Annotated in this window: 20 protein-coding genes; 13 read left to right on the top strand and 7 right to left on the bottom strand. The window is 72.7% G+C overall.

Features of this window, described 5'->3' with window-relative positions:
* Positions 1 to 98 precede the first annotated feature (98 nt).
* The 4 genes from AC54T2_RS18460 (at position 99) to AC54T2_RS18445 (ending at position 3,758) form a co-directional block, all read left to right on the top strand.
* Positions 99 to 692 (top strand): sigma-70 family RNA polymerase sigma factor, encoded by a 594-nt coding sequence (locus AC54T2_RS18460; RefSeq protein ID WP_489974706.1) that lies wholly within the window; start codon positions 99 to 101, stop codon positions 690 to 692.
* On the top strand, positions 689 to 1,147 hold the full coding sequence (locus AC54T2_RS18455; protein WP_186340955.1) for a hypothetical protein: 459 nt from the start codon (positions 689 to 691) through the stop codon (positions 1,145 to 1,147). The genes AC54T2_RS18460 and AC54T2_RS18455 overlap by 4 nt, the downstream gene beginning before the upstream one ends.
* Before the next feature lie 78 nt (positions 1,148 to 1,225).
* Complete coding sequence (locus AC54T2_RS18450; protein ID WP_496666899.1) at positions 1,226 to 3,004, top strand: proline--tRNA ligase; 1,779 nt, start codon at positions 1,226 to 1,228, stop codon at positions 3,002 to 3,004.
* 28 nt (positions 3,005 to 3,032) lie between these two features.
* Complete coding sequence (locus AC54T2_RS18445; RefSeq protein ID WP_496666898.1) at positions 3,033 to 3,758, top strand: HAD family hydrolase; 726 nt, start codon at positions 3,033 to 3,035, stop codon at positions 3,756 to 3,758.
* 246 nt (positions 3,759 to 4,004) lie between these two features.
* On the opposite strand, the gene AC54T2_RS18440 is transcribed toward AC54T2_RS18445, so the two are convergent.
* Complete coding sequence (locus AC54T2_RS18440) at positions 4,005 to 4,439, bottom strand: DUF4439 domain-containing protein (RefSeq protein ID WP_496666897.1); 435 nt, start codon at positions 4,437 to 4,439, stop codon at positions 4,005 to 4,007.
* A complete protein-coding gene (locus tag AC54T2_RS18435) occupies positions 4,436 to 4,960 on the bottom strand; it encodes a hypothetical protein (protein ID WP_496666896.1) in 525 nt (174 codons plus the stop codon). Before AC54T2_RS18435 ends, AC54T2_RS18440 begins: the two co-directional genes overlap by 4 nt.
* A gap of 115 nt (positions 4,961 to 5,075) precedes the next feature.
* Between AC54T2_RS18435 and rimP the strand changes: the two genes are divergently transcribed.
* The 8 genes from rimP to AC54T2_RS18395 all read left to right on the top strand — a co-directional run bounded on the left by rimP (position 5,076) and on the right by AC54T2_RS18395 (position 13,336).
* The gene (rimP, locus tag AC54T2_RS18430; protein ID WP_186340959.1) at positions 5,076 to 5,564 is read left to right on the top strand and encodes a ribosome maturation factor RimP; all 489 of its coding nucleotides are present in this window, start codon (positions 5,076 to 5,078) and stop codon (positions 5,562 to 5,564) included.
* Positions 5,564 to 6,544 (top strand): transcription termination factor NusA, encoded by a 981-nt coding sequence (nusA, locus tag AC54T2_RS18425; RefSeq protein ID WP_496666895.1) that lies wholly within the window; start codon positions 5,564 to 5,566, stop codon positions 6,542 to 6,544. The genes rimP and nusA overlap by 1 nt, the downstream gene beginning before the upstream one ends.
* A gap of 122 nt (positions 6,545 to 6,666) precedes the next feature.
* Positions 6,667 to 6,915: a YlxR family protein gene (locus tag AC54T2_RS18420; RefSeq protein WP_241005450.1), complete on the top strand. Its 249-nt coding sequence runs from the start codon at positions 6,667 to 6,669 to the stop codon at positions 6,913 to 6,915.
* Positions 6,916 to 7,013: 98 nt separating this feature from the next.
* Complete coding sequence (infB, locus tag AC54T2_RS18415; protein ID WP_496666894.1) at positions 7,014 to 9,848, top strand: translation initiation factor IF-2; 2,835 nt, start codon at positions 7,014 to 7,016, stop codon at positions 9,846 to 9,848.
* 148 nt (positions 9,849 to 9,996) lie between these two features.
* Positions 9,997 to 10,503: a 30S ribosome-binding factor RbfA gene (gene rbfA / locus AC54T2_RS18410; protein ID WP_496666893.1), complete on the top strand. Its 507-nt coding sequence runs from the start codon at positions 9,997 to 9,999 to the stop codon at positions 10,501 to 10,503.
* Positions 10,503 to 11,372, top strand: a complete 870-nt coding sequence (truB, locus tag AC54T2_RS18405) for a tRNA pseudouridine(55) synthase TruB (protein WP_496666892.1) — start codon at positions 10,503 to 10,505, stop codon at positions 11,370 to 11,372. The genes rbfA and truB overlap by 1 nt, the downstream gene beginning before the upstream one ends.
* A gap of 54 nt (positions 11,373 to 11,426) precedes the next feature.
* Positions 11,427 to 12,362, top strand: a complete 936-nt coding sequence (locus AC54T2_RS18400) for a bifunctional riboflavin kinase/FAD synthetase (protein WP_489974700.1) — start codon at positions 11,427 to 11,429, stop codon at positions 12,360 to 12,362.
* Positions 12,359 to 13,336, top strand: coding sequence for a hypothetical protein (locus tag AC54T2_RS18395; protein ID WP_496666891.1), 978 nt, complete (start codon positions 12,359 to 12,361; stop codon positions 13,334 to 13,336). The genes AC54T2_RS18400 and AC54T2_RS18395 overlap by 4 nt, the downstream gene beginning before the upstream one ends.
* Positions 13,337 to 13,364: 28 nt before the next feature.
* Here AC54T2_RS18395 and AC54T2_RS18390 read toward each other — a convergent pair whose 3' ends face one another.
* The 4 genes from AC54T2_RS18390 to AC54T2_RS18375 are packed head-to-tail and all read right to left on the bottom strand — an operon-like array spanning position 13,365 to position 17,541.
* Entirely contained in the window at positions 13,365 to 13,607 is a 243-nt protein-coding gene (locus AC54T2_RS18390) for an HPr family phosphocarrier protein (RefSeq protein ID WP_186340967.1), read from the bottom strand.
* Positions 13,608 to 13,664: 57 nt separating this feature from the next.
* A complete protein-coding gene (locus AC54T2_RS18385) occupies positions 13,665 to 15,827 on the bottom strand; it encodes a PTS fructose transporter subunit IIABC (RefSeq protein WP_496666890.1) in 2,163 nt (720 codons plus the stop codon).
* Positions 15,824 to 16,777: a 1-phosphofructokinase family hexose kinase gene (locus AC54T2_RS18380; RefSeq protein WP_496666889.1), complete on the bottom strand. Its 954-nt coding sequence runs from the start codon at positions 16,775 to 16,777 to the stop codon at positions 15,824 to 15,826. The genes AC54T2_RS18385 and AC54T2_RS18380 overlap by 4 nt, the downstream gene beginning before the upstream one ends.
* Complete coding sequence (locus AC54T2_RS18375; protein ID WP_186340970.1) at positions 16,774 to 17,541, bottom strand: DeoR/GlpR family DNA-binding transcription regulator; 768 nt, start codon at positions 17,539 to 17,541, stop codon at positions 16,774 to 16,776. Before AC54T2_RS18375 ends, AC54T2_RS18380 begins: the two co-directional genes overlap by 4 nt.
* Before the next feature lie 92 nt (positions 17,542 to 17,633).
* On the opposite strand from AC54T2_RS18375, the gene ptsP reads away from it, so the two are divergent.
* Complete coding sequence (ptsP, locus tag AC54T2_RS18370) at positions 17,634 to 19,325, top strand: phosphoenolpyruvate--protein phosphotransferase (RefSeq protein ID WP_496666888.1); 1,692 nt, start codon at positions 17,634 to 17,636, stop codon at positions 19,323 to 19,325.
* Positions 19,326 to 19,346: 21 nt separating this feature from the next.
* Here ptsP and AC54T2_RS18365 read toward each other — a convergent pair whose 3' ends face one another.
* Positions 19,347 to 20,393, bottom strand: coding sequence for a zinc-dependent dehydrogenase (locus AC54T2_RS18365; RefSeq protein WP_186340972.1), 1,047 nt, complete (start codon positions 20,391 to 20,393; stop codon positions 19,347 to 19,349).
* Between the last annotated feature and the right edge of the window lie 86 nt (positions 20,394 to 20,479).

Raw genomic sequence — 20,479 nt, 5'->3', positions numbered from 1 at the left:
GAGCCCGCCCGCCGGACCCCGGAAGAAAAATACGGCGACGGCGTATCACGGAGCGGTGTACGCGCACCTGAGTGGACATGGGGACAACAATGGTCACCATGTCAGAGGACCGCAGGGCTGAGGGGCAGTCCGACCAGTCACCGTGGGACATGGCCAGTGGGGCGTTCACCGCCTGGCGTTCGGGGGACGCAGGTGCGGTGGACGAGCTGGTGTCCGCGATGACGCCGGTGCTCTGGCACGTGGTGCGCAGCTACGGGCACGACAAGGAGGTCGCCGAGGACGTGATGCAGGCGACCTGGCTCGGCTTCGTACGGCTGCACCGGACCATCGAGGACCCGCAGGCGGTCGCGTCCTGGCTGATCACCTCAGCCAGGCGCGGCGCAGCCGCACACACGAGGGCCGCGCGACGCGCGACCCCCACGGAGGACGAGGCGCTGCACGCCGCACTCCCGGACACGGAGTCGGCCGAGGCCCTGGCCGTCCTCGACGACGAGGCGGCCCGGCTGTGGCGAGCCGTGGCCAGCGTCGACGAGCGGTGCCGCAAGCTGCTGCGAGTCGTGGCGTTCATGGACCGCCCCGACTACCAGTCACTCAGCCGGGAGCTCGGCATGCCGGTCGGGAGCATCGGTCCCACCCGGGCCCGGTGCCTGGCCAAGGTCCGCACCGCACTCAACGAAGGAGGAAAGCGATGACTGATGGGGATGCTGCCCTCCTCGGACGGCTGCGGGAGATGTGGACGACCTGCGACCCGCCGCCGCCCGGACTGACCGAGACGATGATCGCGGCCGTCGCGGCCGCCGACCTCGACGACGAGTGGGAGCTGCTCGTGCTGGTGCGCGACTCGCGCGAGGAGCCCGCCGCCGAGGTGAGGGGAGTGACCACCTCGCGCATCCTCTACTTCACCGCCGCCGAGGGCTGGTCCCTCGACGCCGAGGTCGAGGAGGGGCAGGTGCGCGGGCAGCTGCTCGACTTCGACGGGGACATGGGGTCCGTCGAGGTGGTGGTGGAGGCCGAGGACGGCCAGCGCTGGACGACCGGGCTCGACGACGTGGGCTTCTTCGTCCTCGCCGCCGCACCCACCGGGGCCGTGCGCTTCACCCTCGGCGACGGTCACCGCTCGGCGACCAGCCGCTGGATCGATCTCTGAGCTCCAGCCCTGAGCCGGATCCCGGCGAACGGCAATCTGGTTCGCGGTGCTCGCGAGCCCACCCCTATCGTTGCGCCCATGACTGGCCGCATCCTCCGCATGTCGACCCTGTTCGTGCGCACCCTGCGCGACGACCCCAACGACGCCGAGGTGCCGAGCCACCGGCTGCTGGTGCGTGCCGGCTACATCCGACGTGCCGCCCCGGGCATCTACACGTGGCTGCCGCTCGGCCTCCGGGTGCTGCGCAGGATCGAGGACATCATCCGCGAGGAGATGGACGACATGGGCGCCCAGGAGCTGTCGTTCCCGGCGCTGCTGCCCAAGGAGCCCTACGAGGCCACCGGCCGCTGGGACGACTACGGCCCCAACATCTTCCGGCTCCAGGACCGCAAGGGCGCCGACTACCTGCTCGGCCCCACCCACGAGGAGATGTTCACCCTCGTGGTCAAGGACCTCTACTCCTCCTACAAGGACCTGCCGCTCTCGATCTACCAGATCCAGACCAAGTACCGCGACGAGGCGCGACCCCGCGCCGGCCTGCTGCGTGGGCGCGAGTTCGTCATGAAGGACTCCTACTCCTTCGACATCGACGACGCCGGGCTCGCGGAGTCCTACCAGAAGCACCGCGACGCCTACGTCCGCATCTTCGACCGGCTCGGGTTCGAGTACGTCATCGTCAAGGCCACCTCCGGTGCCATGGGCGGGTCGGCGAGCGAGGAGTTCCTGGCCAAGGCGGAGGTCGGCGAGGACACCTACGTCCGCTGCACGCGGTGCGACTACGCCGCCAACGTCGAGGCCGTCACGGTCCCCTCACCGCCCGCGCTCGCCTACGACGACGTCCCCGCGGCGCACGTCGAGGAGACCCCCGACACGCCCACCATCGAGACGCTGGTCGAGCACCTCAACACGGCCCACCCCCGCGACGACCGGCCGTGGGCGGCCGGCGACACGCTCAAGAACGTGCTCGTCGTCCTCAAGCACCCCGACGGCACCCGTGAGCCGCTGGCCATCGGGGTCCCCGGCGACCGCGAGGTCGACCAGAAGCGCCTCGAGGGCCAGCTCGAGCCGATCGAGGTCGAGGCGATGGGCGAGGCCGAGATCGCCAAGCACCCGGCCCTGGTGCGGGGCTACATCGGCCCCGAGGTGCTGGGCGAGGAGTCCACGTCCGGCATCCGCTACCTCGTCGACCCCCGGGTCGTGGAGGGCACCCGCTGGGTCACCGGCGCCAACGTGGCCGGCTCGCACGTCCTCGACCTGGTCGTCGGGCGCGACTTCACCCCCGACGGCACCATCGAGGCCGCCGACGTCCGCGACGGCGACGCCTGCCCCAGCTGCGACCAGGGCACCCTCGAGTCGGCGCGTGGCGTCGAGATGGGCCACATCTTCCAGCTCGGCCGCAAGTACGCCGACGCGCTCGGGCTCAAGGTGCTCGACGAGTTCGGCAAGCTCGTCACCGTGACGATGGGCTCCTACGGCATCGGCCCGTCGCGTGCCGTGGCGGCCATCGCCGAGGGCACGCTCGACGACCTCGGCCTGTGCTGGCCGCGCGACGTCGCGCCCGCCGACGTCCACGTCGTCGCCGCCGGCAAGGACGAGGCGATCCTCGCCGCCGCCGAGGTGCTCGCCCAGGAGCTCAAGGGCGCGGGCCTCGAGGTGCTCCTCGACGACCGCACGGGCAAGGTCAGCCCGGGCGTGAAGTTCAAGGACGCCGAGCTCATCGGCGTGCCCACCATCGTCACGGTCGGCCGTGGCCTCGCCGACGGCAACGTCGAGGTGCGCGACCGGCGCACCGGCGACCGCGAGGACGTCCCCGTCGGCACGGCGGCCGCGCGCATCACCGACATCGTCCGCAGCTGACCGCTCCCCGCTGAAAGGGTCCTCCCACATGGCACGCGGGCAGATCGAGGCGGTCATCTTCGACTGGGGCGGCACGCTGACGCGCTGGCACGACGTGGACTTCCACGCCGAGTCGGTCGCGCTGGCCCAGGCGGTGCGTCGTACGCCCACGCCGCACGACGACCACCACGCGTGGGCCACCCGGCTGCACCGCGCCGGCGACGTCGTCTGGGGCCGCTCCCGCGACCACCAGCAGAGCGCGACGATCGCCGACCTCTTCACCGAGGCGGGCCTCGACCACGACCCCGACCTGCTCGCCGCCTACTACGAGTTCTGGGAGCCGCACACCGCCACCGACCCCGAGGTGGGTCCGATGTGGCGCGAGCTGCGCGACGGGGGACTCAAGGTCGGGGTGCTGTCCAACACGATCTGGCCGAGGGAGTGGCACGTCGGCTTCTTCGAGCGCGACGGCGTCTACGACCTGGTCGACGGCGACGTCTACACCAGCGAGATCCCGTGGACCAAGCCCTCCCCGCGCGCCTTTCGCGCCGCGATGGACGCCGTCGGTGTCGACGACCCGGCGGCGTGCGTCTACGTGGGGGACCGGCTCTTCGACGACATCTGGGGCGCACACAACGCGGGCATGCGCGCGATCCACGTGCCGCTGAGCACCATCCCGGCGACCCAGGTCGGCCACACCGAGGGCGAGCCCGACGCCACGGTCACGTCGCTGGCGCAGGTGCCGGCCGTGGTGCGTCGTCTCGGCACCGCCTGAGCGCACCCGTTCTGCAACTTCGTGCGTTGCAGGAACATGCGAGTCGCGACGCCTTACGTTGAGGCGGGATCGAATGCATGATTGTGCATGTCGCTCGACCTCCCCCACAGGTTGATCGACACAGGGTGATGCTGACCAACCCCATGGGAGCGGTCCGCGTCCTCGGCTTTTGGGAGAGATCTCGGGACTTTCCCAAAGGCTGAGGCCGCGGGCCGCTCTTCCCGTCTCAGCGATGGCGAGCGGGCGCTAGGCCCCGTCGAGCTCCGGGGCCCCGGGCCAGGTGGTGGCGCTGGCGCCGAGCCGCACCTCCCACGTCGCCGACCAGGTCGCCTCGGTGAGCGCCCACTCGCGCACGGCGCCGCTCGACTGCGCCACGAGGGCGAGGAGCACCTCGACGCTCGTCGCCTCCAGCCGCTGGGCGGCACGGGCGACCTGCTGCGGTCGGCGCAGGGCGTTGGCCACGTCGTACGCGGGGGCGGCGGCGACCGGCTCGCCGCCGGCGTCGCCCACCATCAGCCGCAGCTGGTCGCGCCGGGCCCGGTGCCGCCGGTAGCCGGAGGTCAGGGTGTCGAACAGCTCGGGGGAGGCGGCCTGCGAGGTGCGCGCCCCGAGCACGCCGTAGGCGTAGAGCGCCGCGTGCTCGTCGGCGAAGGTCGTCTGCAGGGCGTCGAGGACGCTCATCCGGCCTCCGCGGAGGCGGGGCTCGTCGTGGCGTCGGCGAGGACGGCCGAGTGCTGCGCTGTCGAGGCCGCCACGCTTGCCAGCACCCGGGCGAGGTCGCCGCTGGCCGCGTCGAGGCAGGCGCGCCGCACCTCGCGCAGCAGCCGCTGCTCCGAGCGGCGGACCGCGGTCAGCGCCCGTCGCGGGGCGGCCGGCAGCACGGGCGGGTCGGAGGCGGGCACGTCGGTGTCGGCGACCGCCGTCGCCAGCACGTCGAGCTGGGCGGTGTGCGCGGTCGCCACCGGCGCCAGGAGCGGGGTCAGGCCGGGGACCGCCAGCGTCGCCGCCTCCAGCACGGATCGGGCCCGCACCAGCGCCGCGACCACGCCCGCCACCAGCTCGGAGTCCTCCGGCGGGGGCTGGTCGGCGTCCACGGACCCGGCGTCGCGGCGCGGCGGGTCGATGTCGCAGGCGGCCAGCACGAGGGGCGCCGCGAGCGCCGCGCCCACCGTCGTACGACGGGTCAGCGGGCGTGCGGGCACCCCCGCACCCTAGCGGCCCGGCGCTCCGGTCCGGACCGGCCGGCGGGGTTTGTCGCGGTGCGGGGGAGGACGGCTATCGTGGAGTCGGACAACTACACAAGGAGGTCGCACCCCGATGAGCACCCCCCGCCAGGACGCCACCCGGGACCGCATCGAGGCGGAGCTGGTCGACCCCTTGCGAGCGTTGGGCCTCGACGTCGAGGCCGTCGAGGTGACCCCCGCCGGCCGCCGCCGCGTCCTGCGGGTCGCGGTCGACAAGGACGGCGGCGTGACCCTGGACGACGTCGCCGACGCGACCCGTGAGGTCTCGCGCGTGCTCGACGAGTCCGACGTGATGGGCGAGATGCCCTACACGCTGGAGGTCACCTCCCGCGGCGTCGACCGCCCCCTGACCCTGCCGCGGCACTGGCGGCGCAACGAGGACCGGCTGGTCAAGGCCACGCTCGCCGACGGCTCGAGCCTGACCGGGCGGGTGCTGGCCTCGTCGGAGGAGTCGGCGACCCTCGACGTGTCGGGGGAGCGGCGCGAGGTCGCCTACGCCGACGTGACCAAGGCGCTCGTGCAGATCGAGTTCAACCGCAAGACCGACCAGAAGGACGACTGATGGACATCGACCTGAGCATCCTGCGCATGCTGGAGCGGGAGAAGGAGATCTCCTTCGAGGTGCTGGCCGAGGCCATCGAGCAGGCCCTGCTCACCGCCTACCAGCGCGCGACCGAGTCGCAGCGCCCCGCCCGCGTGGAGCTGGACCGCAAGACCGGCCACGTCACCGTGTGGGCGCGCGAGATCGACGAGGACGGCACGGCCGGGCCCGAGTACGACGACACCCCGCAGGGCTTCGGCCGCATCGCCGCCACGACCGCCAAGCAGGTCATGCTCCAGCGGCTGCGCGACGCCGAGGACGAGATCAAGTTCGGCGAGTTCGCCGGCAAGGAGGGCGACATCGTCTCCGGGATCATCCAGCAGGGCCGCAACCCCGACGACGTGATGGTCGACCTCGGCAAGATCGAGGCGATCCTGCCCGTCAGCGAGCGGGTGCCGGGCGAGAAGTACGTCCACGGCGAGCGCATCAAGTGCCTGGTCACCTCGGTGCGCAAGGGCATGCGCGGGCCGCAGATCACCCTGTCGCGCTCCCACCCGACGCTCGTGAAGAAGCTGTTCGCCCTCGAGGTGCCCGAGATCGCCGACGGCACCGTCGAGGTCGCGGCGATCGCCCGCGAGGCCGGCCACCGCACCAAGATCGCCGTGCACTCGAGCGTCCCGGGCGTCAACGCGAAGGGCGCCTGCATCGGCCCGATGGGCCAGCGCGTGCGCAACGTGATGAGCGAGCTGCACGGCGAGAAGATCGACATCGTCGACTGGGCCGAGGACCCCGCGGAGCTCGTCGCCCACGCCCTGTCGCCGGCCCGGGTCAACTCGGTGGAGATCGTCGACCTCGCCGCCCGGTCCTGCCGGGTGGTCGTGCCCGACTTCCAGCTCTCGCTGGCGATCGGCAAGGAGGGCCAGAACGCCCGCCTCGCGGCCCGGCTCACCGGCTGGCGCATCGACATCCGCAGCGACGAGGCTCCCGAGCCCAGTTCGTGAACCAGGGGTTCCACCGGCTAGAGTGGGGGTCAGTGGCCACCACGTCTGACACCCTTGCGCCCGGACCCGTCCGGACCTGCGTGGGTTGCCGGACCAGGGCCGCTGCGAGCGAGCTGCTGCGGATGGTCGCAGGCTCGGACGCCGAGGGCCGACCGGCCCTGGTGCCCGATCCGGACCGTCGGGCACCCGGGCGAGGGGCGCACATCCACCCCACGCAGGAGTGTTGGGAGCTCGCCGTGCGACGCCGAGCACCATCCCGGGCCCTCCGCTCGGGCGAGCACCTCAGCGGCGCGCCGGTGCAGGAACACCTCACCGCGCACCAGTCCGAATCACCGCAGCACCGACCAGAAACTGGAGCACGCAGCTCATGAGCACTCGATGAGTAACTCGCGATGAGTTTGCACACCCACTAGCTGTTCCGTTTCCCCTCTCCTTCTGGGGTCACGGACCAGAAGGAGCAGAAACAACCGTGGCAAAGACCCGAGTCCACGAACTCGCCAAGGAGTTCGGAGTCGAGAGCAAGTTCGTTCTCGAGAAGCTCAAGGAGATGGGGGAGTTCGTCAAGTCGGCATCGTCGACTGTCGAGCCGCCCGTCGAGATGCGCTTCAAGAAGCAGTACGGCGAGGAGCTGAAGGCCGCTGCGGCCTCCGCGCCCGCCGACACCGCCGCGCCGGCCGACAAGCCGGCTGCCAAGAAGGCCGCGCCCAAGCCCGGCCCCAAGCCCGCTCCCGCCCCGGCGGCCACCGAGGCTCCGGCCGAGGCGCCCGCCGAGCCGGTCGCCCCCACCCAGCCTGCCGAGCCGGCCGCACCCGCGGCCGCTGAGCCGGCCGCACCCGCGGCCGCCCAGCCGGCAGCCCCGTCGGCCCGTCCCGGCCCGCGTCCCGGCCCGAAGGCACCTGCCGCCGAGCCCACGCCTCCGCCGGCCGAGCCCGAGGCGCCCGCCGCCCCGGCCGCGAAGTCGCCGAGCCCGGCACCTCGTCCCGTCGGCAGGCCCGGCGCCCCGCGTCCGGGCAACAACCCGTTCGCCCCGAGCCAGGGCATGGGCCAGCGCCCCGCCCCGCGCACCGGCGGCGACGACAACCGTCCGCCGCGTCCGCCGGCCGGCGGTGAGGGACGCCCCGGCATGCCGCGTCCCAACCCGGCGATGATGCCCAAGTCCCCGGCCGCCTTCGGCAACGGTCCCGGCGGGCGTCCTGCCCGCGGTGGCCCCGGTGGTGGCCCCGGTGGCGGTCCCGGCCGTCCCGGTGCTCCCGGTCGCAGCGGTGCCCCGGGTCGTCCCGGCGCCGGTGCCCCCGGTGGCGCTCCCGGTCGTCCCGGCGGCTTCGGCCCGTCCGGCGGCGGTCGCCCCGGTGGCGGTCGTCCCGGCCAGCGTGGCCAGACGCAGGGCGCCTTCGGTCGTCCCGGCGGTCCCTCGCGCCGTGGTCGCAAGTCGAAGCGGGCGCGTCGTCAGGAGTTCGAGGCCATGGAGGCCCCGACGATCGGCGGCGTGCGCGTCCGCAAGGGCAACGGCGAGACCGTTCGCCTGCCGCGCGGTGCCTCGCTCACCGACTTCGCCGAGAGGATCAACGTCGACGCGGCCGCCCTGGTCCAGATGCTGTTCTCGCTCGGCGAGATGGTCACCTCGACGCAGTCGGTCGGTGACGAGACGTTCGAGCTGCTCGCCGACGAGCTCAACTACGTGGTCCAGATCGTGTCCCCCGAGGACGAGGACCGCGAGCTGCTCGAGACGTTCGACCTCGAGTTCGGCGCCGACGAGGGCGACGAGTCCGACCTGGTCATCCGTCCGCCGGTCGTGACCGTCATGGGTCACGTCGACCACGGAAAGACCAAGCTCCTCGACGCGCTGCGTGACGCCAACGTGGTCGACAAGGAGGCCGGTGGCATCACCCAGCACATCGGTGCCTACCAGGTCCACACCGAGGTCGACGGCGACGACCGTCGCATCACCCTGATCGACACCCCCGGTCACGAGGCGTTCACCGCCATGCGTGCTCGTGGTGCGCAGGCCACCGACATCGCGATCCTCGTGGTGGCGGCCGACGACGGTGTCATGCCGCAGACGGTCGAGGCGCTCAACCACGCCAAGGCCGCCGGTGTCCCGATCGTGGTCGCGGTCAACAAGATCGACAAGCCGGAGGCCGACTCGACCAAGGTCCGCGGCCAGCTCACCGAGTACGGCCTGATCCCCGAGGAGTACGGCGGCGACGCGATGTTCGTCGACGTCTCGGCCAAGGCCGGCACCAACCTCGACAAGCTGCTCGAGGCCGTCGTCCTCACCGCCGACGCCTCGCTCGACCTGCGGGCCAACCCCGACCAGGACGCACAGGGCCTCGTCGTCGAGGCGCACCTCGACCGCGGTCGAGGTCCGGTCGCCACGGTGCTGGTCCAGCGAGGCACGCTGCGCGTCGGCGACTCGATCGTCGCCGGTCCGGCCCACGGCCGCGTCCGCGCGATGCTCGACGAGCACGGCAACGAGCTCACCGAGGCCGACCCGTCGCGTCCGGCGATGGTGCTGGGTCTCTCGGCGGTGCCGGGAGCGGGCCAGAACTTCATCGTGGTCGAGGACGACCGCATGGCCCGCCAGATCGCCGAGAAGCGCGAGGCGCGCGAGCGTGCGGCCATGCAGGCCAAGCGTCGCGTGCGTCGCAGCCTCGAGGACTTCATGGCCTCCATGGAGAAGGGCGAGAGCCAGGAGCTCAACCTCATCCTCAAGGGCGACGTGTCCGGCTCGGTCGAGGCACTCGAGGACGCGCTGTCGCAGATCGACGTGGGCGACGAGGTCTCCCTGCGCGTGATCGACCGCGGTGTCGGTGCGATCACCGAGACCAACGTCGACCTCGCCGCCGCCTCCGACGCCATCATCATCGGCTTCAACGTCCGCCCGCAGGGCAAGGCGAGCCAGATGGCCGACAAGGAAGGTGTCGAGATCCGCTACTACTCGGTCATCTACCAGGCGATCGAGGAGATCGAGGCGGCGCTCAAGGGCATGCTCAAGCCCGTCTACGAGGAGTCGACCCTCGGGCAGGCGGAGATCCGCGAGATCTTCCGCTCGTCCAAGGCCGGCAACATCGCGGGCTGCATGGTCACCTCCGGTGTCCTCCGCCGCAACGCCAAGGTGCGCGTCCTGCGCGACGGGGCGGTCGTGGCCGACAACCTCGACCTCTCCTCGCTGCGCCGCGAGAAGGACGACGCGTCCGAGGTCCGCGAGGGCTTCGAGTGCGGTCTGGTGCTCCGCAACTTCCAGGACATCAAGATCGGCGACGTCGTGGAGGCCTTCGAGATGCGCGAGATCCCGCGCAGCTGAACACCGTTCGTCGAGTCGGCGCATCCTGACGCCCGATCAAGCTCGAGTCGGCGCATCCTGACCCCCAGTGGGGTGAGGATGCGCCGACTCGACGCGATCCGGCCATCAGGACGCGCCGGCTCGACGTGCCCTTTGAGAGAGTGAGCCCATGACCAATCCCCGCGTGCGCAAGATCGCCGACCGCATCCAGGTGATCGTCGCCGAGATGCTCGAGCGCCGGATCAAGGACCCCCGCCTCGGCTTCGTCACCGTCACCGACGTCCGCGTGACCGGCGACTCCCAGCAGGCCTCGATCTTCTACACGGTCCTCGGCACCGAGGAGGAGCTGGCCAGCACGGCCGCCGCCCTCGAGTCGGCCAAGGGAGTGATCCGCTCCGAGGTCGCCAAGCAGCTCGGCATGCGCATCGTGCCGTCGCTGACCTTCATCCCCGACGCCCTCCCCGAGAGCGCTCGCGCCCTCGACGAGGTGCTGGAGCGTGCCCGCCGGCTCGACGAGGAGGTGGCCGCCCGCCGCGTCGAGGCCTACGCCGGCGAGCCCGACCCCTACAAGAAGCCTCGTGAGCCCGAGGACGACGACGTGGCCGCCGACGCGGACGACGACCCCGCCGACCCCGTCGACCCCGTCGACCGCGACGACGAGGGCGACCGCGCCTGATGGTCGACCCCGGCCTGGTCGTCGTCGACAAGGCCCCGGGCATGACCTCGCACGACGTGGTGGCCCGGGTCCGCCGGCTCGCCGGCACCCGCAAGGTCGGGCACGCCGGCACGCTCGACCCGATGGCGACCGGCGTGCTGGTGCTCGGCGTCGACCGCGCCACCCGGCTGCTCGGCCACCTGATGCTCACCGAGAAGGCCTACGACGCCACGGTGCGCCTCGGCGTCTCCACGACCACCGACGACGCGGAGGGCGAGGTCACGGGCTCGCGCGCGGCGTCCCACCTCGACCCGGCCCGGGTCGGGGGCGAGCTCGGCGCGATGGTCGGTGAGATCATGCAGGTGCCGACCGCGGTGTCGGCGATCAAGGTCGGCGGCAAGCGGGCCTACGCCCGCGTGCGCGACGGCGAGCAGGTCGAGCTGAAGGCGCGCCCCGTCACCATCCACTCCCTGGAGGTCCACGACCAGCGCGTCGTCGGTGAGTGCCTCGACGTCGACGTCTCGGTGCGCTGCTCCTCGGGCACCTACATCCGCGCGATCGCCCGCGACGTCGGCGAGGCGCTCGGGGTCGGCGGGCACCTGACGGCGCTGCGGCGCACGGCCGTGGGCCCCTTCGACCTGTCCGTGGCCCGCACCCTCGAGCAGCTCGCCGACGACTTCTCGCCCGTGCCGATCGCCGACGCCGCCCGGGCCGCCTTCCCAGCGGTGGACCTCGACGACGCGCAGGCCGCCGACGTACGCGTGGGCCGTGGTCTCGACCTCGAGCTGCCCGGGGCCGGCCCGCACGCCGTGTTCGCACCCGGCGGACAGTTCCTCGCGCTCTACGAGCAGCGTGGGGGGCAGGCGCGGCCGGTCGCGGTCTTCGTCTGACCCCAGGGACGGGGGAGTCGGTGCGGGAACGTGTCCCGCCGATAGGCTGCCCGGGTGCAGATCTGGCGAGACGTCGACGACGTGCCGGCCGACCTCGGCCGCACCGTGGTGAGCATCGGCAACTTCGACGGCGTGCACCTCGGGCACGCCCGCGTGCTCCTCGAGGCGCGCACCACCGCCGAGCGACTGGGCATCGACACCGTGGTGGCGGTGACGTTCGACCCGCACCCGATGGCGGTGCTCCGGCCCGACCACGCCCCGCCCACGCTCACCTCCATCGAGACCCGCGCCCGGCTGCTGCGTGACGCCGGGGTCGACGCGATCCTGGTGGTCCCCTTCGACCGCGACATCGCGTCGTGGTCGCCGCAGGAGTTCATCGACCGGATCCTGGTCGACACGCTGCACGCCGGCGCGGTGGTCGTCGGCTCCAACTTCCGCTTCGGCGCCAAGGCGGCCGGTGAGGTCGCCACGCTCGTCGAGGCCGGCGCCGGCCGCGGGTTCGAGACCGTCGGGGTGCCCCTCGACGGCGGCCCGCAGGTCTGGAGCTCCACCTACGTCCGGCAGTGCCTGGCGACCGGCGACGTCGCCGGCGCCGCCGAGGCACTGGGCCGCCCGTTCACGGTGCGCGGCACGGTCGTCGAGGGCGACAAGCGCGGCCGTGCGCTCGGCTACCCGACCGCCAACGTCCCGGTGCCGCCCGTCGACGCCGCGCCCGCCGACGGCGTGTACGCCGGCTGGCTCACCCGCCTCGACACCGGCGAGCGCTACCCCGCCGCCATCTCGGTGGGCACCAACCCGACCTTCGACGGCGAGCGGGCGCGCCGCGTGGAGTCCCACGTGCTCGACCGCGACGACCTCGAGCTCTACGGCGTCGAGATCGAGGTGGCCTTCGTCGACCGACTGCGCGGCATGGTGAAGTTCGAGGGCGTCGAGGCGCTCGTGGAGACCATGCACGACGACGTACGCCGCGCACGGGACCTGCTGGCGTGACCGGCGACCGCACGGCGGTCGAGGCGTGGTTCCTGGCCCACGGCCTGCCCTACTTCGTCGCGGAGGAGCGCGCCGCCGCGCGTGCCGGCCTGAGGCCGCGGCGGCTGGTCTCGCTGGCCGCGGTCGTGCTGGTCCTCGCGGCGCTCGCCGGACTGCTCGCGTGGGCGTCCGACTCCTACGCGGCCGGGCCCGCGCTGTGGCTCTCGATCACCGTGCTGGCCCTCATCTGGTACGCCTCGACCGCCCTGCGTGCCCAGCCGATCCTCGCCTTCGCGCTGTCCCGCACGCTCGGGAGCGTGCGCTTCCTCGTGCCGATGGCCTCGCGCGCGCTGCCGCTGCTGCTCGTCTTCGTGACGTTTCTCTTCGTCAACGCCGAGGCGTGGCAGATGACCACCAACCTGCCGTTCGGGCTGCTGTGGTTCACCGTGCTGCTGATGTTCGGCCTCGCCGTGCTGTTCCTGCTCGTGCGGCTGCCCGAGGAGGTCGACCGGGTCGACGACGAGGTCGACGACGACTTCGTGGTGCGCGCGTGCGCCGGCACCCCGCTCGAGCAGGCGAGCCGGGAGGTCGCGGCCGACCCGGGCATCGATCCGAGGGCGCATGCCCAGGTCACCGGCTTCGAGCGGTGGAACCTGATCCTCGTGCTGCTGGTCATCCAGACGGTGCAGGTGCTGCTGCTCTCGGTGACCGTCTTCGTGTTCTTCATGCTGTTCGGGTCGCTGGTGATGCAGGTGGAGACCCAGCTCGCCTGGACCGGCGCGGAGACGGTCGGCGAGGTGCCGTTCCTGTCCAGCGTGTCGCTCTCGCTGGTGAAGGTCTCGCTGTTCCTCGCCTCGTTCAGCGGCTTCTACTTCACGGTGTCCGCGGTCACCGACGACACCTACCGGCGCGACTTCTTCCGGGTGGTCGAGAGCCAGCTCGAGCGGGCCGTCGGCATGCGGACGGTCTACCTGGCGGCGCGCGAGCGCCGCTGACGCGGCGTCCGCCGACGCCCGCGGGGGCTCAGGCGTCGAGGTCCTGCTCGACCAGCGCAGCGATGGTGTCGACCGCGGACTGGTCGTCGCCGGCGACCTCGACCGTGTCGCCGTTGCCGGCGCCCAGGGTCATGATCATCAGCGAGGAGCTGGCGTCGACGCCGTTGATGGTCACCTCCGAGCCGAGCTCGGCCGCCTTCTCGGCGATGATGGCGGCGGGACGGGCGTGGAGGCCGACGGCTGATCCGACGACGACGGACTTGGTGGGCATGGTTCTCCTCGAGGGACAGGTCTGGGCTGGGCGGTCTGGCTGGGCGGGATGGGTGCTTCAGACAGTAGCGACGTCCGCGTCGCGGCGGCCCATGCTCTTGAGCAGGATGACGAGCACGGCGCCGACGACGACACCGGCGGCGAGGGCGATGAGGTAGCCCAGCACGCCGTCGACGGCGAACAGGACGAAGATCCCGCCGTGGGGAGCTCGGACGCCGACGTCCATCGCCATCGAGAGGCCACCGGTCACGGCGCTGCCCGCCATGATCGCCGGGATGACGCGCAGTGGGTCGGCCGCCGCGAACGGGATCGCGCCCTCGGTGATGAACGAGGCGCCCAGCAGCCATCCGGCCTTGCCGTTCTCGCGCTCAGCGGCGGAGAAGAGACCGGGTCGCAGCACGGTCGCAAGGGCCAGGGCGATCGGGGGGACCATGCCCGCGAGCATGACCGCGGCCATGATGCGCAGCTCCGGGGCGTCGGTGGTCAGGGCGGCGCCGCCCACGCCGGCGGCGGCGAAGCTGTAGGCCACCTTGTTGAGCGGGCCGCCCATGTCGAAGGCCATCATCAGCCCGAGGATGACGCCGAGCACGACGGCGCTGCCGCCGCTCAACGAGTTGAGGCCGTCCTCGAGCTGGCCCATCAGCCAGGCGATCGGTCGCCCGAAGACGACGAGCATCAAGAAGCCCGCGACGATGCTGGTGACCAGTGGGATGACGAGCACCGGCATCAGCCCGCGGGCCCAGGCGGGCACCTTGCGCCCGGCGAGCCAGTGGGCGATGAGGCCGGCCAGCACGCCGCCGACGATCGCGCCGATGAAGCCGGTCGCCGGGTAGGGGGAGTCGCCGCTCACCTGGAGCACGTTGGAGGCGAGGCCGCCCATCACGAAGCCCGGCGCGATGCCGGGGCGGTCCGCGATGGCGTAGGCGATGTAGCCCGCCAGGGCGGGGATGAAGAAGGCGAAGGCGGTCTGGCCGATGATCAGCAGGAGCGCCCCGATGTAGGCCAGGAGGTCCGAGCCCAGCAGCGCGTGGTCGAGCCCGATCGCCGAGGCGTCCGGCAGGTTGGTGAAGGAGTTCTCGAGCAGGATGTCCCGGGCGTGGTCGACGATCTCGTAGCCGCTGAGCAGGAAGCCGAGGGCGATCATCAGGCCACCGGCGGCGACGAAGGGGATCATGTAGGACACGCCGGTCATCAGCACGCGCCGGGTGCGACCGCCCCAGGTCTCCTGCCCGGCGCTGCCCGTGCCCTCGGAGGCGCCACCCGCCTCGCCCTCGACCCTCGGCGCCGACGCCGGGTCGGCGGCGTAGCGCAGCGCCTCGGCGATCATCGCGTCGGCGTCGTCGATCGGACGCTTCACGCCCGAGGTCACCATCGGCTTGCCCGCGAAGCGGGAGCGGTCGCGTACGCCCACGTCGACGGCGAAGATCACCGCGCCGGCCGCGGCGATGGTGTCGGGGGAGAGGGGGGTCGAGCCGGCCGAGCCCTGCGTCTCGACCTGGAGGGGGACCCCCGCGCGCTCGGCGGCCGCCTCGAGCGCCTCGGCCGCCATGTAGGTGTGGGCGATGCCGGTCGGGCAGGACGTGACCGCGACGAGGGACGTCGTGCCGGCCGGGGCTGCGGCCGAGGTCGCGGCGGGGTCGGCGCCCGCACCGCCGTCGGACGGGGTGCCGGTGCTCGCCTGCGCGGGGTCGGTGGTCTCGGCGCCGCCCGGCGTCGCCGCGCCCGAGGGCGCACCGGACGCCGGCACGGCGGCCTTCGCCGCCGGCGCCGGCTCGCCCAGCTCGTGGGCGACCAGGTCGACGACCTCCTCCGCGCTCCCGGCGGAGCGGAGCGCGTCGGTGAAGGCGGGCTTGACGAGCGCCCGGGCGAGCTTGGTGAGGATGGTGAGGTGGTCGGCGTCGCCGCCCGCGGGGGCGGCGATCAGGAAGGCGAGGTCGGCCGGGCCGTCCTTCGCGCCGAAGTCGACCGGAGGCTCGAGGCGGGCGAAGGCCAGCGTCGGCACCTCGACCCCGGACGTACGACAGTGCGGGATCGCGATGCCGCCCGGCAGGCCGGTCGCCGAGGTCTCCTCGCGCGCGAACGCGTCCGCGACGAGCTGGTCCTGGCTGGTGGCCCGGCCGGCGTCGTCGACGACGTCGGCGAGGGCGCGGATCACGTCGTGCTTGTCGGAGCCCCACCCGGCGCCGAGCCGGACGAGGTCGGTGGTGATGAGCGAGGTCATGGGGTGCCTCCGAGGGCGGTGACGGCGACCAGCTCCGTGCGGAGCTGCGACGGCAGGGGGATGGTCGTGCCGGGCAGGCCCGCGGCGGCGCTGCCGTAGGCCACGGCCAGTGCCAGGCGCTCGGGGGCGGACAGCCCCCTGACGTCGCCGAGCACGTAGCCGAAGAGACTGGAGTCGCCGGCACCGACGGTGCTGACGACCGTGGTGGGCGGCGGCGCCGCGTGCCAGGCGCCCTCGGGCGTGACCAGCACGGCACCGTGACCCCCGAGGGTGGCCAGGACGGCGCCGACGCCACGCTCGACCAGCCGGCGTGCGGCGGCTGCCGCGGCGCGGGGGTCGGCCTCGAGCTCGTCGGGGTCGCCACCGGTGAACGACGCCAGCTCGTCGCCGTTGGGCTTCATCAGGTCGGGTGCGGCGTCGGGCAGGGCGTCGACCAGCGCCAGCAGGGGCGCCTCGCTGGTGTCGACGGCCACCCGGCCGCCGACCTTGCGCAGGCGTCGTACGAGATCGGCGTAGAAGTCGGCCGGGGCGCCCGCGGGCAACGACCCGGCCAGGACCGTCCAGTCGGCGGTGCCGCCGCGGACCAGCACGGCCTGGGCCATCAGCTCGCAGTGGAGCGGGAGCACGGGGGCGCCGGGGGAGTTGAGCTTGGTCGTGGTGCCGTCGGGCTCGGTGATGGTGAGGTTGACCCGCACGTCGCCGGCGGGCGGGACGGGCCGGCAGTCGATGCCGGCGCCGAGCAGCTCGAGGACGAACGGGTCGTCCTTGACGGCGGGGACCACGGCGATGCTGGGGATGTCGGCGCTGACGGCGGCCCGGGAGATGTTGACGCCCTTGCCGCCGGCCTGGGAGGTCACCGAGGCGACCCGGTGCACCTGCCCGCGGGTCAGCTCGCCGTCGAGGGCGACCGTGCGATCGATGCTCGGGTTGGGCGTCAGGGTCAGGATCATGCGACCACCAGCTCGATCCCGGCGGACTCGAGCGCGCGCCGGTCGCCGGGCTCGATGTCGCTGTCGGTGACGAGCGCGTCGATGCTGTCGAGGGTCGCGAAGCGGACCGCCGTCTCGACCCCCAGCTTGGTGGAGTCGGCCAGGACGACCGTCCTGCGGGCGCAGGCGATCATCGCGCGCTTGGTCGCGGCCTCGTCGCTGTCGGGGGTGGTGAGCCCGTGGCCGACGGCCAGGCCGTTGGTGGCGATGAACGCCGCGTCGGCGCGCAGCTCGGCCAGCGCCGCGACGGTCTCGGCGCCGACGGCCGCGTGGGTCGTGGGCCGCACCTTGCCCGGCAGGAGGTGGAGCTCGATCTGCGGCAGGCCGGCGAGGCGGGTGGCGACCGGCACTGCGTGGGTGATGACGGTGAGCCGGTGGTCGCGGGGGAGCGCTGCCGCGAAGCGCGCGGTCGTGCTGCCCGCGTCGATGACCACCACGGAGTCGGGCGGCGGGAGGAGGGCCACCGCGGCGCTGGCGATCGCCTCCTTGGCCTGCGTGTTGGCCTGGTCGCGCTCGCCGATGCCCGACTCGATCACCGTCAGCGATCCCGCGGGGACCGCGCCGCCGTGGACGCGCCGGACCAGGCCCATCCGGTCGAGGGTGGACAGGTCGCGGCGCACGGTCTCGGTGGTGACCGCGTACTCCTGGGCCAGCTGGACGACCGAGAGCCGGCCGCGCCGGCTGATCAGGTGGGCCATCGCCTGCTGTCGCTCCTCCGCGTACATGCGGGTCCACCCCCTCCCGAGACATCTGTGTATATGTTGTTTTAGTCCCGAATGTGTTGCTTGTCAAGCATCCCGTGTTCTACGGTGTGTTCATGACCACATCGGCCGAGACGTCCGAGACCACCCTCCGCGGCACTCCGGTCGTCCCGGGGATCGCCGCCGGTCCCGTCCTCCACGTGCGCGGCGAGGTCTCGCCCGGCGCGATCGAGCGCTTCGGTGACGGCGACTTCGCCGACGCCGGCGCGGCGCTCGCGGCCTACGACGAGGCGGTGGGTGCCGTCGCGAGGACGTACACCGACAAGGCCGACGCCGCGCAGGGCGCGGCCGCCGAAGTGCTGACCGCCAGCGCGGGGCTGGCCAGTGACAAAGGGCTGCGCTCGGCCGTGGCGAAGAACCTCGAGTCGGGCCAGGGCGTGGTGACGGCCGTGCAGGGAGCCGTCGAGCAGTTCGTCACGATCTTCACCAACATGGGCGGCCTGATGGCCGAGCGCGTCGCCGACCTGCGCGACATCGAGCGCCGCCTCGTGGCCCACCTCGTCGGCGAGCCCGCGCCGGGCGTGCCGACGCCGACCGAGCCGTCCGTCCTGGTCGCCGAGGACCTCGCGCCCAGCGACACCTCCGGCCTCGACCCCGACCTGGTCACGGCGCTGGTCACCGAGCGGGGCGGCGCCACCAGCCACACTGCGATCATCGCCCGTCAGCTCGGCATCCCGTGCGTGGTCGGCGCGGCGGGCGTCCTGTCCGTCCCCGAGGGCGCCTTCGTCGTCGTCGACGGCGAGGCCGGCACCATCGAGCAGGGCGCCGACCCCGAGGCGGCCCGCGACCGCGTCGACGAGAGCCGTCGCCTGCGCGCGGAGCTCGCCGGCTGGAGCGGTCCCGCCGCCACCTCCGACGGCCTGCCGGTCAAGTTGCTGGCCAACGTCGCCGACGGACCGTCGGCCGAGTCGGCCAGCGAGGAGCCCGTGCAGGGCGTCGGGCTGTTCCGCACCGAGCTGTGCTTCCTCAACCGCAGGGACGAGCCCAGCGTGGAGGAGCAGGCCGACATCTACGCCGAGGTCCTGGCGCCCTACTCCGACGGGCGCTACGTCGTCGTACGCACCCTCGACGCCGGGTCGGACAAGCCGATCGCGTTCGCCACCCGCTCGGGCGAGGAGAACCCGGCGCTCGGCGTGCGCGGCTTGCGGCTGAGCTATGACAACCCCGGCCTGATGGACCGCCAGCTCGACGCCATCGCCCTCGCCGCAGAGCGCACCGGCACCGACACGCGGGTGATGGCGCCGATGGTCGCGACCGTCACCGAGGCCGCCGACTTCGCCGGGCGGGTCCGCGACCGCGGGCTGAAGGCGGGGGTGATGGTGGAGATCCCGAGCGCGGCGCTGCTGGCCCACCGGATGCTCCAGGTCGTCGACTTCCTCTCGATCGGCACCAACGACCTCACCCAGTACGCGATGGCCGCGGACCGGATGGCCACCGACCTGGCCCACCTCACCGATCCCTGGCAGCCCGCCGTCCTCCAGCTGATCGCGATCACCGCCCACGCCGGCACCGAGGCCGGCAAGCCGGTCGGCGTGTGCGGCGAGGCCGCCGCCGACCCGCTCCTCGCGACCGCGCTGATCGGGATGGGCATCTCCTCGCTCTCGATGGCCGCCCGCGCCGTCCGCCCGGTCGGCGCCCAGCTGGGCAAGGTCAGCCTCGACACCTGCGAGGCCGCCGCCGAGGCGGCACTCGGCGCGCCCGACCCGATGGCCGGACGCGCCGCCGTGCGGGAGCTGCTCGGGCACTGAGCCCCCGAGGGCACCCGGGCGTCAGGGCTCGACGGTGACCTTGATCGCCTCGCCCTTGGCGACGATGTCGAAGACGCTCATCACGTCGTCGAGGGGCACGTGCCTGGTGATCAGGTCCTTGACCGGCACCTGACCGGTGGAGATGTACTCCAGCGCCCGCTTGTTGTGCTCGGGGGAGGAGCCGTTGGCGCCGTGGACGTGCAGCTGGCGGTAGTGGATCAGGTTGGAGTCGGCCTTGATGTAGGGGTCGGTCTTGGGCAGGCCGCCGAAGAAGGAGATCCGGCCCTGGCGGGCGGCCATCGCGATGGCCTGCTCCTGGGTGATGTTGGCCGGGGTGGCGGTGATGACGATGTCCGCACCGCGGCCGCCGGTGAGCTCCATGACCTTCTCCACCACGTCGACCTCGGAGGCGTTGATGACGTGGTCGGGCTGGACGGCGTCGGCCGACATCGCGAGCCGCGCCTCGTTGATGTCGACGAGCACGACGGTGCCGACCTTGTGGACGCCGCGGGCGATGCGGATGTGCATGCAGCCGATGGGTCCGGCGCCGAAGACGACGGTGAAGTCGCCCTCCTCGATGCCGAGCTGCTCCTGGGCGTTGATGGCGCACGCGAACGGCTCGGCGGCGGAGGCCTCGTCGTAGCCGACGTTGTCGGGGATGCGGTTGAGGCCGTCGACCTTGAGCACCTGCTCGGGCACGATCATGTACTCGGCGAACCCGCCGTCGTACTGGTAGCCGACCGACGTCTGGTTCTGGCAGACCTCCATCCAGCCCTTGCGACACTCGTGGCACTCGCCGCACGGCACGGCGGCGATGCACTGCACGCGGTCGCCGACCTGGAAGCCGCCGAGCGCCTCGGCGCCCACCTCGACGACCTCGCCGGCTACCTCGTGGCCCATCGTGGTCTCGCCGGTGATGTTGACGTGGCCGTTCTTCTTGATCTTCACGTCGGTGCCGCAGGTGGAGCAGTTGCGCACCTTGATCTTGACCTCGCGGGGACCGCATGCGGGCTCGGGCACGTCGACGAGACGGACGTCCTCGGGGGCGAAGAAGCGAAGGGCCTTCATGGCGGGTACCTCTCGTGGTGGTCGGCAGGGGATCGGTCGGCAGGACCGGGGACGGGCGCGACATGACGCCGTCGGCACCCACCGAT

This window comes from Nocardioides sp. Z35_8 (assembly GCF_059621125.1).
Note: the sequence above shows the minus strand (reverse complement) of the source record. Positions and strands in the feature narration are given on the sequence as shown.

Excerpts from the sequence above, each read along its gene's own strand:
- AC54T2_RS18460 (WP_489974706.1), top strand. The coding sequence starts at position 99 with ATGTCAGAGGACCGCAGGGCTGAGGGGCAGTCCGACCAGTCACCGTGG.
- AC54T2_RS18455 (WP_186340955.1), top strand. The coding sequence starts at position 689 with ATGACTGATGGGGATGCTGCCCTCCTCGGACGGCTGCGGGAGATGTGG.
- AC54T2_RS18450 (WP_496666899.1), top strand. The coding sequence starts at position 1,226 with ATGACTGGCCGCATCCTCCGCATGTCGACCCTGTTCGTGCGCACCCTG.
- AC54T2_RS18445 (WP_496666898.1), top strand. The coding sequence starts at position 3,033 with ATGGCACGCGGGCAGATCGAGGCGGTCATCTTCGACTGGGGCGGCACG.
- AC54T2_RS18440 (WP_496666897.1), bottom strand. The coding sequence starts at position 4,439 with ATGAGCGTCCTCGACGCCCTGCAGACGACCTTCGCCGACGAGCACGCG.
- rimP (WP_186340959.1), top strand. The coding sequence starts at position 5,076 with ATGAGCACCCCCCGCCAGGACGCCACCCGGGACCGCATCGAGGCGGAG.
- nusA (WP_496666895.1), top strand. The coding sequence starts at position 5,564 with ATGGACATCGACCTGAGCATCCTGCGCATGCTGGAGCGGGAGAAGGAG.
- AC54T2_RS18420 (WP_241005450.1), top strand. The coding sequence starts at position 6,667 with ATGGTCGCAGGCTCGGACGCCGAGGGCCGACCGGCCCTGGTGCCCGAT.
- rbfA (WP_496666893.1), top strand. The coding sequence starts at position 9,997 with ATGACCAATCCCCGCGTGCGCAAGATCGCCGACCGCATCCAGGTGATC.
- truB (WP_496666892.1), top strand. The coding sequence starts at position 10,503 with ATGGTCGACCCCGGCCTGGTCGTCGTCGACAAGGCCCCGGGCATGACC.
- AC54T2_RS18390 (WP_186340967.1), bottom strand. The coding sequence starts at position 13,607 with ATGCCCACCAAGTCCGTCGTCGTCGGATCAGCCGTCGGCCTCCACGCC.
- AC54T2_RS18385 (WP_496666890.1), bottom strand. The coding sequence starts at position 15,827 with ATGACCTCGCTCATCACCACCGACCTCGTCCGGCTCGGCGCCGGGTGG.
- AC54T2_RS18380 (WP_496666889.1), bottom strand. The coding sequence starts at position 16,777 with ATGATCCTGACCCTGACGCCCAACCCGAGCATCGATCGCACGGTCGCC.
- AC54T2_RS18375 (WP_186340970.1), bottom strand. The coding sequence starts at position 17,541 with ATGTACGCGGAGGAGCGACAGCAGGCGATGGCCCACCTGATCAGCCGG.
- ptsP (WP_496666888.1), top strand. The coding sequence starts at position 17,634 with ATGACCACATCGGCCGAGACGTCCGAGACCACCCTCCGCGGCACTCCG.
- AC54T2_RS18365 (WP_186340972.1), bottom strand. The coding sequence starts at position 20,393 with ATGAAGGCCCTTCGCTTCTTCGCCCCCGAGGACGTCCGTCTCGTCGAC.